Origin of the sequence: Caenibius tardaugens NBRC 16725, assembly GCF_003860345.1 — a bacterium.
In the GTDB taxonomy this organism is placed as follows: Bacteria; Pseudomonadota; Alphaproteobacteria; order Sphingomonadales; family Sphingomonadaceae; genus Caenibius; species Caenibius tardaugens.
This window is the reverse complement of record NZ_CP034179.1, coordinates 2,621,099-2,635,303: the sequence shown is the minus strand read 5'-3', so window position 1 is coordinate 2,635,303 and position 14,205 is coordinate 2,621,099. Positions and strand designations below refer to the sequence as shown.

Annotated in this window: 16 protein-coding genes and 1 tRNA gene; 11 read left to right on the top strand and 6 right to left on the bottom strand. The window is 60.7% G+C overall.

Translation table 11 applies throughout. From position 1 onward, the window contains the following. Window positions 1–104 precede the first annotated feature (104 nt). Together EGO55_RS12320 and EGO55_RS20590 are read left to right on the top strand one after the other, a co-directional pair. On the top strand, window positions 105–362 hold the full coding sequence (locus EGO55_RS12320; protein ID WP_021690201.1) for a hypothetical protein: 258 nt from the start codon (window positions 105–107) through the stop codon (window positions 360–362). Between the two features lie 13 nt (window positions 363–375). Beyond that, window positions 376–669: a hypothetical protein gene (locus tag EGO55_RS20590; RefSeq protein ID WP_021690200.1), complete on the top strand. Its 294-nt coding sequence runs from the start codon at window positions 376–378 to the stop codon at window positions 667–669. An 84-nt stretch (window positions 670–753) separates the two neighbouring features. Here the strand turns inward: EGO55_RS20590 and EGO55_RS12310 are convergent, their stop codons facing one another. Then, window positions 754–1,296, bottom strand: coding sequence for a nuclear transport factor 2 family protein (locus tag EGO55_RS12310; RefSeq protein WP_021690199.1), 543 nt, complete (start codon window positions 1,294–1,296; stop codon window positions 754–756). A gap of 102 nt (window positions 1,297–1,398) precedes the next feature. Beyond that, window positions 1,399–1,749 carry a DUF3060 domain-containing protein gene (locus tag EGO55_RS20585; RefSeq protein WP_021690198.1) on the bottom strand — a complete coding sequence of 117 codons (351 nt, stop codon included), beginning with the start codon at window positions 1,747–1,749 and terminating at the stop codon, window positions 1,399–1,401. 409 nt (window positions 1,750–2,158) lie between these two features. Here EGO55_RS20585 and EGO55_RS12300 point away from each other — a divergent pair. Further along, window positions 2,159–2,245, top strand: a tRNA-Leu gene (locus tag EGO55_RS12300). Window positions 2,246–2,340: 95 nt separating this feature from the next. Here EGO55_RS12300 and EGO55_RS12295 read toward each other — a convergent pair. Continuing rightward, entirely contained in the window at window positions 2,341–3,342 is a 1,002-nt protein-coding gene (locus tag EGO55_RS12295; protein ID WP_021690197.1) for a fumarylacetoacetate hydrolase family protein, read from the bottom strand. Window positions 3,343–3,551: 209 nt separating this feature from the next. Here EGO55_RS12295 and EGO55_RS12290 point away from each other — a divergent pair, with 209 nt between their 5' ends. The 3 genes from EGO55_RS12290 to EGO55_RS12280 all read left to right on the top strand — a co-directional run bounded on the left by EGO55_RS12290 (window position 3,552) and on the right by EGO55_RS12280 (window position 5,341). Continuing rightward, window positions 3,552–4,235, top strand: a complete 684-nt coding sequence (locus tag EGO55_RS12290; RefSeq protein ID WP_021690196.1) for a thermonuclease family protein — start codon at window positions 3,552–3,554, stop codon at window positions 4,233–4,235. Window positions 4,236–4,344: 109 nt separating this feature from the next. Then, a complete protein-coding gene (locus EGO55_RS12285; RefSeq protein WP_021690195.1) occupies window positions 4,345–4,812 on the top strand; it encodes a nitroreductase family deazaflavin-dependent oxidoreductase in 468 nt (155 codons plus the stop codon). A gap of 133 nt (window positions 4,813–4,945) precedes the next feature. Beyond that, a complete protein-coding gene (locus EGO55_RS12280) occupies window positions 4,946–5,341 on the top strand; it encodes a c-type cytochrome (protein WP_084620074.1) in 396 nt (131 codons plus the stop codon). 55 nt (window positions 5,342–5,396) lie between these two features. On the opposite strand, the gene EGO55_RS12275 is transcribed toward EGO55_RS12280, so the two are convergent. Both EGO55_RS12275 and EGO55_RS12270 read right to left on the bottom strand, forming a co-directional pair. Beyond that, on the bottom strand, window positions 5,397–5,861 hold the full coding sequence (locus EGO55_RS12275) for a DUF6636 domain-containing protein (RefSeq protein ID WP_021690193.1): 465 nt from the start codon (window positions 5,859–5,861) through the stop codon (window positions 5,397–5,399). A gap of 36 nt (window positions 5,862–5,897) precedes the next feature. After that, window positions 5,898–6,431, bottom strand: a complete 534-nt coding sequence (locus tag EGO55_RS12270) for a hypothetical protein (RefSeq protein ID WP_040715653.1) — start codon at window positions 6,429–6,431, stop codon at window positions 5,898–5,900. A gap of 553 nt (window positions 6,432–6,984) precedes the next feature. Between EGO55_RS12270 and EGO55_RS12265 the strand changes: the two genes are divergently transcribed. The 3 genes from EGO55_RS12265 (at window position 6,985) to EGO55_RS12255 (ending at window position 10,889) form a co-directional block, all read left to right on the top strand. Beyond that, window positions 6,985–7,566 carry an RNA polymerase sigma factor gene (locus EGO55_RS12265; protein WP_021690191.1) on the top strand — a complete coding sequence of 194 codons (582 nt, stop codon included), beginning with the start codon at window positions 6,985–6,987 and terminating at the stop codon, window positions 7,564–7,566. A 61-nt stretch (window positions 7,567–7,627) separates the two neighbouring features. Further along, window positions 7,628–8,575, top strand: a complete 948-nt coding sequence (locus tag EGO55_RS12260) for a FecR family protein (RefSeq protein WP_021690190.1) — start codon at window positions 7,628–7,630, stop codon at window positions 8,573–8,575. A 115-nt stretch (window positions 8,576–8,690) separates the two neighbouring features. Continuing rightward, window positions 8,691–10,889 (top strand): TonB-dependent receptor, encoded by a 2,199-nt coding sequence (locus EGO55_RS12255; RefSeq protein WP_021690189.1) that lies wholly within the window; start codon window positions 8,691–8,693, stop codon window positions 10,887–10,889. On the opposite strand, the gene EGO55_RS12250 is transcribed toward EGO55_RS12255, so the two are convergent. Beyond that, window positions 10,873–11,940 (bottom strand): endonuclease/exonuclease/phosphatase family protein, encoded by a 1,068-nt coding sequence (locus EGO55_RS12250; protein ID WP_021690188.1) that lies wholly within the window; start codon window positions 11,938–11,940, stop codon window positions 10,873–10,875. The two genes, EGO55_RS12255 and EGO55_RS12250, sit on opposite strands and share 17 nt — an antisense overlap. 146 nt (window positions 11,941–12,086) lie before the next feature. On the opposite strand from EGO55_RS12250, the gene EGO55_RS12245 reads away from it, so the two are divergent. Continuing rightward, a complete protein-coding gene (locus EGO55_RS12245; protein ID WP_021690187.1) occupies window positions 12,087–12,872 on the top strand; it encodes a DUF2334 domain-containing protein in 786 nt (261 codons plus the stop codon). Continuing rightward, entirely contained in the window at window positions 12,860–13,987 is a 1,128-nt protein-coding gene (locus EGO55_RS12240; RefSeq protein ID WP_021690186.1) for a glycosyltransferase, read from the top strand. Before EGO55_RS12245 ends, EGO55_RS12240 begins: the two co-directional genes overlap by 13 nt. The last annotated feature ends 218 nt before the right edge of the window (window positions 13,988–14,205 follow it).

Genomic DNA, 14,205 nt, shown 5'->3' with positions numbered 1-14,205 from the left:
CCGCATTGTCAGGTCCGCGCTGGCCCCCCTCACATCACGAAATATCCCTCCCCGGAACTTTTTCTCCCGTTGCGCGCTGTATGCCTGCGAAACTGGAGATCGGGATGTTCGGAAAGATCATTGGGGCAGCAGTCGGCGAACGCGCGGCAAAGCATATCAGCGGCGTCAACGGACCGGTTGGCGCCGTTCTCGGTGCAGGCGCAGCCACTGTGATCCGCCGGTTCGGCCCACTCGGCATTCTGGCCGTGGCTGTCGGCGGTTATGCGCTGAAACGGTATCGCGATAATCACAAAAACGACCAGACTGCGGCAGGTGCCAGTGCACCCGCAACAGAATCGACCACTGAATCAACCACGAAGTAGGGGATAGTTGATCATGAAGAAATTTGCACTTGTTGCCGCTGCTGCTGTCGCCGCTCTCGGTGTGGCTGCATGCTCCGAACAGACCAAGGACAACGCCGCCGCCACCGCAGATGCCGCTGGCCAGGACGTTAAAAATGCCGCCGCCGCCACGGGCGAGGCAGTGGACAATGCCGCAACGGCTGCAGCGACCGCCGCAGACAAGGCCGTAGCCGCCACCGACGAACTGGGCGCAAAGGTCGGACAGAAGGCTGCGGAAGTCGAAGCCTCCGCACACAATGAATCGGTGGCAGAAGCCAAGCGCGACTGAACCAAATCAACCTTTTGAATACACAGGCTGGCCTGTCCCTAGCGATCATAACGATCGATATGGGCAGGCCATCTTGCTTTGGACCTACGGACTGTTCGCGCAGCTTGCTTCGGACAGGGATGTGAGGAATTTGGGCGAAATCGTTGCCGCGTCCCCTACCCGCCGTTCCACAAATTTCCAGCCTTCCGCAGTCTTGACGATCGTGTCTTCGTAAACGGCAAAGCCGCTCTGCGTGACCGGCCCTGTCGCATCGGCGCCCCGGGCATCGCGCATATACAACAATTGCGAACGCGCCCGCACCCGCCCGTCGGCGACTTTCACAAGAACAGGTGCTGAAGGCAGGTGCAAGGTGCGATCCACCTTGCTGTTGATCATCTGCGCGAGATCGGCGCGCCCCTGAACGACCTTCCCCTGCATATGCAGCGCACCCTCAGCGACAAACATCGTGGCGAAGGCATCCCCCGCGCCCGCATCGGCATATTGCGCATAGCGTGCCATCAGATCGACAATCGCCGCCCGCTCCTCCAGCTTGAGACACGGCAAGGGGGTTTCGCCCGCCGCGCCTGCCGCAGGGAACAAGGCAGCGCCCCCCAATATCGCGATACACATCGCCACCACCGCTCGCATCCCTGCCTCCTGTCTGTGTTCACCCGACAGGGTGCCGGACAAACACCCCCGGCCGCAAGCGCGTTTGCCCGCCAGACCGCATCAGGGGGAACGGTGCGCCGTTCAGCGCGCCTTGCCGGATATCCGGTTCGCCGCGCCAGTGACCCGCAGCCGAGGCCTGGAGCCATCGGGCGTCGTCCAGTGAATGGTATTGCTGGCCCCGGTCACCTCGATGATGCCGTTCTTCGCCATATCCACACGAATCCGATTGCTGGCGCCCTGAATCTCGAGCCGCTGGCACGCACCGGTAATGACCAGATCGTTATCCGCGCCCACAATTTCTGCCGATTTTCCTGCACAGTCCAGTTGGCTGTTCTGTCCGGCGCCCTGGAAACTGTCCTGCGCATAGGCGGACAAGCTGGCCAGCCCCACCGCTGCAACCGCCATTACCGTGACACGACGAATCAGGCGCATATGTCCATTCCTTTCAAATATTTGGGTATTCCCTTCGCCATGCAGGACGCGCACGCATGGCAGGCACGATTGCACCCGACACCCTGAGGAACGGGGCCAACGGGATTTCGGTTCCGTGTTCCGGGCGGCATCCGCCGCCGGGAAAGGGCAACCCATCGCCATTTCCCGGCAGCATGGGGATTCGCCTGCCAAGCGCCGCCACGGCAGCCAGCCCATGACGTCCATCATCAGGAGAACGCCACCTTCCAACACGGGCCATGATCCAGTCAATCACGTGGGCGCGCCGCTTTGCGAAGAATAATTGCCGGAAGTGAAAAAAGGTCAGCGCTCGTGTGTTGACAAGCGCCTGCCCGCCCCGTATCGGCCCGCTCCTACCCGCTGCGTAGCGACAATGTTTACGCGGTACCGTGCCCAGATGGCGGAATTGGTAGACGCACCAGCTTCAGGTGCTGGCGCTCGCAAGGGCGTGGAGGTTCGAGTCCTCTTCTGGGCACCATCACCCCTCAAATGACTGAGGGCACAGCCCCACCGCAGACGATTTTGCCTTTATCGATAGGGCACCATGCTAGCCCGCGTTATCGCATGATCCCGTCAGGCGACGGTTTGCTGGATCGCGCCAAAAATCGATTGCCCCATGCGGTCTTCCATCCAGATGCGCACGGTATTGCCCGCCTGCATGAAGGGGGTACGCGCGCGGCCGGTGCGGATCGTTTCGACTGTGCGCAATTCGGCAAGACAGCTGTAGCCCAGCCCCCCCTCCGCAATCGGCCTGCCCGGCCCGCCGTCCTTGTCACGGTTTGACACAGTGCCCGAACCGATGATCGTTCCGGCCGCGAGATTGCGGGTTTTGGCGGCATGGGCGATCAGTTGCCCGAAGTCGAAGGTCATGTCTTCGCCCGCCTCGGTCCGGCCAAGCGGCTGGCCGTTATAGTCCACGCAGAGCACGCCATGCAGTTTGCCGCCGTGCCATAGCGGGCCGAGCGTATCGGGCGTCACGAATACCGGTGAAAATGCGCTGGCCGGTTTCGACTGGAAGAAACCGAAACCCTTGGCCAATTCATCGGGAATAAGATGGCGCAGGCTGACATCGTTGGTCAGGCCGACAAGCACGATGTGATCACGCGCCGATCCGGCATCAATCCCCATGGGGACATCGCCGGTCACGACGACGACTTCCGCTTCCATGTCGCACCCCCAATCGGGATTGGCGAGCGGGATCGGGTCGTGCGGGCCAAGAAAACCATCGCTGCCGCCCTGATAGATAAGCGGATCGTTCCAGAAGGAATCGGGAAGTGCGGCGGCGCGCGCCTGCCGCACAAGCGCCACATGGTTCACATAGGCGCTGCCATCGGCCCACTGATAAGCGCGCGGCAGGGGGGCCGCCACATCGGCAGGATCAAACCGTTCGCGCGTGCCCACCCCATCGCGCAAAGCGGCTGCCAGCACTTCCAGTTGCGGCCGAACCGCGACCCAATTGTCGAGCGCCGTCTGCATGGTCGGCGCGACTGCGGCGGCATCGGCCCACCACGCCAGATCGTCGGACACCACGATCAGGCGCCCGTCACGCCCGCTTTTGCGTGAAGCCAGTTTCATCGCCAAGCCTCGCCTGCCTTCCCGGCCGATACCATCGCCATGTTGCGATCTCCACCCGGGAATGACCCGGTGATGCCGCAGGATAGAGCATACCCGAAAGGCCGCTGCGCGAACATCTTTCTGGCCTTACAGGAAAATTTGGCGACTTTCCGGTTCGCATGGCATCCCATCGCTACCCTTCGTTTACCTAGGCGCTCTAGTCTTGCAGCATGAAGTACTGGATCGCTCTTGCCCTCGCTGCCGCACCCTGTGGCGCTTTCGCGCAGATCACCTCTGGCCCTGTTCGCGTTATCGACGGGGACGGGCTGGATATGGCCGGGACCATCTTCAGGCTTCAAGGGATCGACGCCCCCGAATACAAACAGACATGCAACCGGAATGACGCAGTCTGGGCATGCGGGAAAGAGGCCGCCACACATCTGGAAAAGCTGGTGGCCAGCAAAGTCATCACCTGCGCTCAGAGCGGGCAGGACGTTTACGGGCGCGCCATCGCAACGTGCCGGGCGGGCGCCATGGACCTCGGCATGGCGATGATCGATGCGGGGCTGGCGATCGCGCTGCCCGGTGCCCCGGAAGACTATGTTGAGAGCCAAGCGGTGCGCCGCGCCATGAAGATCGGCCTCTGGGGATCGACATTCGAAGAACCCGCCGCATATCGGGCGGCCAACCCGCAGCAGTTTCGCGCCGCGCAACCCGCCGCGCTTCTGGACCGGGCCACATCATCGCGTCGACGCTCCGCCTCCTCTGGCGGATCGGGCCTGTTCTTCCGCAACTGTGCCGAGGCACGCGCTGCTGGGGTTGCCCCCATCTATCGCGGACAACCCGGCTATCGCCCCGAAATGGACGGAGACAATGACGGGATTGCCTGTGAACCCTATCGCGGACGACGTTAACGGTTGATCGCCACTGCATGGCTGCCTGCGGCGTTGCCCCGGGGCCTCCTCTTGCAGCGTGCCATCATTCGGGGCACTTTCGCATCTTGAATGCGCACGGGGACAGCAGATGATCAAAGCGACGCAAGACAATTTCGACTGGTACGCGGAACACATCCGCACCTATCTGAAAACCGATGGTCGCGAAGGGCATCTTGTCGATTTCAGCGCGATGGGCGGGACCGGCCCGACACCCACCCTGCTCCTCAAGACGATCGGTCGCAAATCGGGCAAGGTTTCGATCATTCCGCTGATCTACGGCACATCCGGGGACGATTATGTCATCATCGGATCGAAAGGGGGCGCCCCCGACCATCCGGCATGGTTCCTGAACATGGAAGCGATGGATCATGTCGCGTTTCAGGTGGCGCAGGACCATTTCAATGGCATGTGGCGCGTGGCGGAAGGGCCAGAACGCGCAAAAATCTGGGCTGACATGGTCCAGCTGTACCCGCCTTATGCCGATTATGCGGCCGCAACCACCCGTCAAATCCCGGTTATCCTGCTGACGCCAACGGCCCGCACCCAAACGCTGTAACGCATGCCACCACGCGGATCGCCATCTCCGCGTGACGCAATCGTTACCGATCATGGTGGCGGCGTTTTTTCACAATCGCGCGGCGGCCCGCTTGCTTAAGCACACCCGGGCCGCTTATGCGGGGATCATGCCTATGCACCGTTCTCTTGGCACACTGGTTGCCATCGCCATGCTTTCACTGGGGGCCTGTACGACGTCCTCTCCTGCGGTGAAAAATGCGAACGTGACCGCCGTCCCCGCAGCGGACGCCGCCACACGTGGGCTGGCCTTCGCCCAGGCCCATTGCGCGAGCTGCCACGCCGTTGCGATCAACCAATACTCCCCGGTTCCGGCGGCACCGGCTTTCCCGGCGGTGATCAATACCCCGGGACTGACCCCGGAAACGCTGGGAACCTGGCTGCGTGATTCCCACAATTTCCCCGAAATCATGAACTTTGAGATCGAGCCTGACCACATCGCGGATCTTGCCGCATATATGATGACCTTGCGCGAGAACATGCCTGCACGGGAAGAACCCGCGAAACACTAGGTATCATCACGGTCTTCGTCAGCCGGCGGGCGCCACCCCACCCCGCGAGCGGGGATCAGAAAACCTTGACAGACGCCCGGCTGAGCGAAAATCCACGCCCATCCTTGCGGCGGCAGGTTAGCCCCGTTGGGCGTGACTGGCAGGTGAAAGGCCCGCTGGACCACGTCTGTCCGTAAGCCAGCACATGATCCAGCGAACAGCAGCCCTGCTCTCCCGGGTTGTCGATCCGCTTCACCGCGCCTTTGGGCCCAATGATGACCGTGACATAGCGCGGAGCCACACGTTCGCACACCAGTTCGGGGCCACCATCGCGAGGCGTGTAGACAGCGGTTCCGCCAGCCGGCGTGAACGTGCAGCCAATATTGTTCGAAGGCGTGGTAAACACGACCTGGCCATCCGGCCCAGCCGCAATCGCAGGGGATGTGGGGGGCGCCGCGCCCGCTGCCGCCAGCGGCATGATGGCACCGGCCAGCAGGGCGACTGCTCCCGTCGCAAGCCAATCCAGTATCCGTCCCCTCATACCACCTCCTTTTGCCGCAGGTCCGGCTTGCCCAGATCAGGCCCCGGCCTTCTTCGCCAGTGCGATCGCGATATCCTTGCCCGAACCACCATCGGGCACCTTCTGTACCGTCACCGTGACCATTCGCGCGTCATCGATGAACACGGTCAAGGCATCGATTCCCGGAACGATAAACGCCGCCTTCCCAAGCGCAGGAATGTCTTCGACCTGCTTGTCGCTGAACGCCTTCAAGGCAGAAGCAGCAGCATTGCGCGTGCCATCGAACGAAGCCTGACTGTTGTCGTTGATCGGTGACCAACGGGTCATCGCGGTGACCAGAGTGGACCCATCCGCCCCAATGTAGCTACATTCGGATGTCGCCGCATCGGCCGCGCCTGCTTCATGAACGAGGCCCAGTTGCGTCTCTTTGACATCCTGCCCCAGCGCCGCCCCGACAGCCGCCTTATCCAGAATGGAACAGGCATCCGCAGCATTCCAGCCGGCCGCTGCCGCCCCGCTTTTCGCAGATGATTGCGCGCCACCACTTTCTGTATTCGACGTTTCCCCGCACCCGGCGAGAGCCACGGTCAAGACAACAAGAGCCGTTGAGAATACCCCAAATTTCACCATACCCACCCCCGTTAATAAAAACACCAAAGCAACGAATGCATCACTTGAAACAGATCAGCATACCGTACCCCGAACAACCTAATAAGACATACAATACTTGTAAATTATCAAATCGGCACACACCTTTATGCGCAAACAGGAAAGACAGCGCACGCGAAATCGATTGACGATTCTCATGATGACCATGGCCCTGCCTCTTTCCCCATGCGAAGCGACCCCATAACCGGGGGTAGCCAGAGAAACGGCCTTCTCCGCGTCATAAGAGCCGATCAACGGCGCGGCAGCCCCTGGCGGGTTTTCGTGCCAGCGTCACATATGAAGGCTACAGCGGCTTGGGGGCCGGCATGCCGGTCAATCCGGTTTTTGTTGTTGAGCGGTACAAAACGACGCCGCAATCGGGTGCGATCGCGCACTCCACGCATGACGAATGTTTAATGTCCGGGCAATGGCAAGCCCATTGCGGATGTGCTAGCCAGATAGTGCGGGATCGTACGGCAGGAGAAAGTGCGCGACAGTGAGCGAACAACACTTCTCTGACATTGAGACTGTTAACGATACCTCACAACGCGATAGCCAGTCCGCAGGCGGGCTGGAAACCGTGTATCATGCTTGTCGGCACCAACTTCTGCGCTTTCTCATTGCCAGGACCGGTGATCAGGATGAGGCGCTCGATGTTCTTCAGGAAACCTGGATCAGGTTGCAAACCACGCCGACGGGACCGATTGCCAATCCCCGGGCCTATCTGTTTCGCATGTGCCAAAATCTCGTTGTAGACCGCGCCCGCGCGAAACAACGGCGGATGCAGCGGGATCGTATATGGTCTGATGATCGGACCTTACACTATCCGGGAACGCAGGAGGCAATCGACGTTGAACAGAAAAATGCCGAAGACGACCTTCTGGAACGGGAAGAAATCGAACGCCTCGTGAGCGCGCTAAAAACCTTGCCCGACGGCGCGCGGCGCGTCTTCGAAATGCACAAGATCGAGGGGCTCAGCCATCTGGAAATCGCTGCGCGCTTGCATATTTCCAAAAGTGGCGTCGAAAAACACATGGCGGTGGCCATGAAACATCTGCGGCGCGCCTTGATTGACTGAGGTTGGACGCCCATGCTGACGTCTAGCAGATGGTTATGACAATTTGAGGAAGCCAATCGCCATGACGGGGCGATCAGAACCGACCAACGCATTAATCGAAACGGCACTCGCATGGCAGCGGGCGCTGGAACACGATGATGCCGATTGGGAGGCATTCACCGTCTGGCTGGAAGAGGCTCCCTCTCACGCAAAAGCATTTGCCGATATCTCGCTTGTCACGCGCACGTATGACGATCATGCCGAAGCCCTGCAGCAATCCATTGCCACGGAGCAGCAGCATCTAGCCCCAACCCCCCGTCGCCATCTGTGGATCGGCGGTTCCATTGCGGCGGCGATAGCCGTTATGGTCGCGATCCCGTTGTTTTGGCAATCGCCTGCCGACGTCGTCTACACGACGTCAACCGGCGAGCATCGGCTGGTGCGGCTGGCGGGTGGGACCGCGATCGATCTTGGCCCATCCACGCAACTGATTGCCCAGGGCGGCAATCCGGATGACCTCCGTCTGGAACGGGGTCAGGCCTATTTCAATGTCACGCACAACCCGCAACGCACCCTGTCCATCAGCGCGGGGAAATACGCCGTTTCAGACATTGGCACGCAATTCGAAATCAACCGGGTAGCGGACACGCTGACAATAGCGGTGGCGGAAGGACAGATCAGTGTCACCAGCCCCGATACGGCATCAACCCGGCTTTCCACCGGTCAACAATTCGTCGCCGCACCGGCCCGCCCCACCACCATCGGCGCTGTTTCAACGGGCAATGTGGGGACCTGGCGGCAAGGCAGGCTGATCTACTCCAATATCCCCCTTTCCGTCGTAGTTGCTGACATTACGCGTAATTCAGGCGAAAAGATCACCATCGACCCAACACTGGGGCAGCGCACGTTCTCGGGGGTTCTCGTTGTTGAAAAGGGACCGCAAATGTTGGCTAATCTTGCCGATCTTATGGCAATCACATACGTGCGGAACGGCGATCAATACAGCCTGCGCGCTGCTGGGAAGCGCTAGCGCAATCCTGATTGCAACGCCTGCAGAAGCAAAAAATGCCAACTACGCATTCGATATTCCGGCTGGCCCGCTTGAACAGTCGCTGATTCGTTTTTCGGAAATAACCGGCGTTTCCGTGGGCTGGGATGGACTGCTGCCTGTACAGCGGACCCCGCCTCTTCACGGGCAAATGACCGCGAATGAAGCCCTCGATCGCCTGCTTGCGGGCACTGGGCTGGTTGCCCGCAAAACCGGCCCGCATACCTACCGCATTCGCCGTTTCAGCACGCCGCGCGCCGCGCGCGCGCCCACCCTGCAGGTGCATGTCTCGAAACGGGTGGAGCCAGTTCCGAGCGCGACCGGCACGGAAATTGTCGTGACCGGCCAGAAGCGGCTGCAGAATCTCGCCCGCGTCCCGATGTCCATTTCCGTGGTCGATCTCGACGACATCCGCTTCTTCAATGCCGCCGCCGACACGCGCCTGATCGCCCGTTCGGTTGACGGGCTGGCATTGACCAATCTCGGTCCGGGACAAAACCGGCAGTTCATTCGCGGCGTCGCCGACAGCCCCTTCGATGGCCCCAGTCAATCCACGGTTGCTGTCCAGCTCGATAACACGCGCCTGACATTTGATGCGCCCGATCCCGACTTGCGGCTGGTTGATGTCGATCAGGTGGAAGTGCTGAAAGGACCACAAGGCCCGCTCTATGGATCGGGTGCGCTTGGCGGCATCTATCACATCGTCACACACAAGCCGGATCTGGCCACCGTCAGCGGTCACATGCGCATGACCGGACAAGCCGTCCAGCATGGCCAGATCACGGCTGGCGGGGATGCGGTCATCAACCTGCCGCTTGTAAACGACACGCTGGCCCTGCGTGCGGTGGGTTACGTCGATCATCGCGCAGGATGGATCGACAATATCGGACGCACCGCCGATGCGAACAGCGCCGCGACATTCGGGGGGCGCCTCGCCCTGCGCTGGCAACCCGATAGCGCATGGAGCATCGACATATCCGGCATTCTCCAGAACGTCGATGTCGCGGACAGCCAATATGTTAACACGTCCCACGAGAGCATCAAACGCGAGGGCCGCATTCCCGAACCGAGCGACAGCGATTTCAAAGCCATGGCCGCCACAGTGCAACGCCGCATGGGATCGGTAAACCTGTTGGCGACGACCAGCTATGTCACCCAGAAAATATCCTACAAGCTCGACTCCTCGAACGCTTCCCCTCTCTTCGGGCTTTCAGGCCCTTCCCGCTTCACCGACGACAACCGCTATTCCTTGTGGAACACCGAAATTCGGGTCTCGCCTTCGGGGAATGGCCGTTGGATAACGGGCCTGTCCTACATGGAGGCCAACACCAGAAGCCACGCCGCGATCGCAACGCTTGCCGATAGCGTGGTGGCGGAAAGCATGAACAGGAAAGTTACCGAAATCGCGGTTTTTGGTGAGTTCGAGATACCCTTGTCCCGCCAGTTCAGCCTGACCGGTGGGGCCCGTCTGTTCCAGACGAAAGAGGAAAACGAGGCCGCCGAAACAATCGCCCGCACGACGGAGAAGATCCGTAAAACAGGCTTCTCGCCAAGTGCATCGCTTGCCTGGCATCCGACCGACAGAAATCTGCTCTACTTGCGCTATGCCCGTGCGCTTCGTCCCGGCGGACTGGCGCCGGGGGCCAATGATACCGCGCGCAGGTTCGAGTCCGATGAACTGGGAACATTCGACCTTGGCTATCGTCATGAGAATCGCAGCAAGACGTTACAGCTTGCTGCCAGCGCGTTCATTACGACATGGAACGATATCCAGTCAGATTACCTGCTGCCGAACGGTCTCGTCTCGACACGCAATGCCGGCCAGGGCCGCATTCACGGGGTAGAACTGTCAGCCACCTGGCAACCCGTCGAAGGTTTGAAACTGGGCGGTGGCATCACCTATCTGGACGCCATGCTGGTCAAAACCCAGGGCGGTGCGAAACTCGATGATCGCCGTTTGCCTGTCGTACCGAAACTCAGCGGGCGCTTCGAAGCCCAGTATCGTTTTACGATGGGGACATGGCGCGCCCTCATAGCCGGTCAGGCCAGTTACACGGGCCACGCACGCCTCTCTTTCGACGAAAACCTCGATCGCTCCATGGGCGGATACGCCATCCTGACGACGAGTGCCGCACTCTCCCGCGACCATCTCACGCTCGGCCTGAACATCGACAATGCCCTCAATGTGAGGGGTGACAGTTTCGCGTTTGGCAACCCCTTCTCGATCATGAGCGGCCGACAATATACGCCTGTCCAGCCACGTACTATGACGCTTTCCATCACCCGGGCGTGGTAACGCCATTGCCGCCACGAACGGAAGGCAGGCGGGGTGCATCCAGCCTGTAGCGGGCGGTGTAACCGACATGGTCCGACAGCATGCCGCCCCCTTTCTCCCGCCCGAAGGGAACCTCGATCGAGGCAACCCGGAAGGGCACCTCGCCGCCGCCATAGAATTGCCAGTCCTTCGCACGTTGAAACGATAGTCTTGCGTCTTCCGGCAGGCGGCCACCGGCTGCCAGATCGGCATGCAACGCGTCGTTCACCGGAAGACCGGGCGACCATTTGTGCGCCACGGCATCCAGCAAGGCCGCGCGCCGCACTTTGGCCTTGCCCACGTTGAAATCGCCGCCCGCAATCAACAGGTGCGTGGGATCATGCCGTTTCCTGACAAAGCTGGATAACGCGGCCACCTGCATCTGATATGCTTCATCGGAACGGGCGCTGCCTACACCCGACGCCCCCCTGCTGTTGAGATGGGTGGTGATGACATCCACTGGGTGCGAGATGCCAGGCACCGATAAAGTGACCATCAAGGCCCCCTTGTTCGCCAGACAATCGAACCCGGCGCAGGCGTAGGACGGAAACGCCATACGATGCACGGCGACAACCGGATAATCGGAAAGTATCTCCAGTCCGCTGCCGACATATTTCCCTTCCGTTTCCCCCTTCCACCAGTGCGCACGATCGGCAAATCTGGCCGCTGGGCCGGGCATTTGCGATGGATTTGTATCATCCGCATCCGGGCCGGAGACAACATAAGGATAGCCCGCTTTCGCACCGATCGCTCTGGCAGCGGGAACGAACGCTTCCTGCAACAACACGATATGGGGAGCGATTCCCTGCTGGTGCATGGCGCCCAGCCTTGTGGCGATCTTGTCCAGGGCATCGGATCGCCGCCAGGCCACCGGCCACGGCAACCCTTTCACATTGTAGGTCATGACGGATAGCGTGCCGTCAACCGCCACCGGGGCGGGCGAAAACGTTTCATATGCCGGTGCGGGACATGCTGATGTCCCCAGCAACGCAAACAGGAAGAGCGCCGCAAACGTCTTTCCGGAATGGGGCATATCAGATCTATCCCGTTACAAAGTGATGACACCTGCGACGATGCGGCGCGGCGCCAACCGCAGTGCCATGCCTGATCAAAATATTTGCGGGGCAGGACTGCGGTTTTTTCCATGTCCCGCCGTCACCCGACCAGTCAGGAGGCGAAATGGTCGAGCTCAATCAGGATACCCGTCATGGCACCTTGCTTCTGTCCATTCACGACGTCGGCCCACGCTTTGCCAACGAGGTCGACCGGCTGCGCGACCTTCTGGGGCAGGTCGCCCCGGCGGACAAAATTGCGCTGCTTGTCGTCCCCAATCATTGGGGGGAAGCCCCGATAACGGCGAAAACCCCCTTTGCCTCGCGCTTGCGGGAATGGGCGGACGCTGGCGCAGAAATCTTTGTCCATGGCTGGTTTCACAAAGATGATACCCAGCACACCAACCCCTATACGCGCCTGAAGGCGCAGCACCTGACCGCACGCGAAGGGGAATTCGTCGGTCTCACGATAGCAGAAGCCAGTGCCCGAATGGCGGCAGGCAAGGCATTGCTGGAAGACATTTGTGGCCGCAGCGTTGCCGGATTTGTCGCACCGGCATGGCTTTACAGCATAGATACCAACAATGCCTTGGCGGAAAACGGCTTTTCCCTTGCAGAGGACCATTGGCGCATATGGCATCCCCCAAGCGGGAAAGTCATCGGACGCGGCCCTGTGCTGACCTGGGCCAGCCGTAGCCGCGCACGCATCATGTCCTCGCTGTTCGTCGCCCGTGTCATGCCCCCGATGTTGCGCGAGGCGAGACTGGCCCGGCTAGCCGTTCACCCCGGCGACACGACCATTCCGGCAATCATGCAAAGTATCCAGCGTGCGCTTGCCGCACTGGCCTTCGATCACAATATCGGGCGCTACGACAGCCTCCTTCCCGCCGATCTGCATCCATGCGCGTCCTGACATTTCTGCACAGTTTTGAACATGGCGGTGTGGAGCGCATCGCTCTGCGCCTGGTGCGGCAATGGCGTGCGTCAGGCGTCGATGCGCCTTTGTTCCTTGGCCGAACCGATGGCGCCATGCGCCACGACGCTGGCGAAGGTCTGGCCTTTGAAACACCGCCCCGCGTGCCTGCCTCTGTCGCGTTCTGGGAAACACTGTGGATGATCTGGCAACTGCCGCGTGTGGTACGCCAGCTTCGACCCGATGTGCTGTTTTGTGCAGGCAATACCTATGTGGTGGTGGCCGTGGCGCTGAAGATCATCCTGGGGCGCCAATGCCCCGCGATTCTCGCCAAGATGAGCAACGATCTCGAGCGCCGTGATGCACCGTGGTGGATCCGCAAGCCCTATCATCTGTGGCTGCGGATACAGGCGCGTTTTCTCGATCATGTCGTGGGGATGGCCGCGCCAATGGCCGATGATATCCGAAGCCTGCTCGCGATCCCTGACACCATGATCAGCGTGATTCCCAACCCCGCGCTTACGGACGATTTGATTCTCAGGCTCAGAAGCCTTTCCAGAACCCCAATGGAGGCGCCGTTCACCGGCCGGCGGTTCGTATTTGTCGGGCGGCTGACCCGGCAGAAAAACCTGGGACTGATGCTACGCGCTTTTGCCAGCGCCGGACGCTGGGGAGACACACTGACCCTATTCGGCGACGGCCCGGACCGGGCGAAGCTGCAAAAACTTGCCGTGGACCTCGGTATCGACGACGCCGTCGATTTCCGCGGTTATGTCTCGGAACCGGCGGTCCTGCTCCCCCAATTCGACATTTTTCTGCTTTCCTCGGACTACGAAGGGGTACCCGGGGTCGTTCTGGAAGCGCTGGCTGCGGGCCTGCCGATCATCGCCACCGACTGCAGCAGCAGTATGGCGCCTTTGCTCCAGCATGGCGCGCTGGGCACCCTGATCAGGACGGGAGACGGAGCCGCCTTTGCGCGCGCCATCGCCGCCGCACGACCTGGCATGCAAAGCCGTGCGCTGAGCCTTGCCCAGGCCAGAAGGTTCACGCTGGAACAGGCGGCCCGATCCTACCTCGACGCCATGTCGAAATTACAGCCGGTCCATCTCGCCTGAATTTTTCTTGCAGGCCAACTGCGGTCCGTCAGACGCCATATCGTCTCATCCCCGGTCCCGGTTCCGGAATAGAGGGATGTATGCGTGCCAAATGATTCCGTAGCGGCCAATGCGCAAACGGCAGGAATGTTGGAACAGACTTCTGGCATGGGGGCGTCGATTGACCCCGTTCCACTGATACGTAAAAATAAAAACTGGCCTCTTATCGTTGGGCCGTT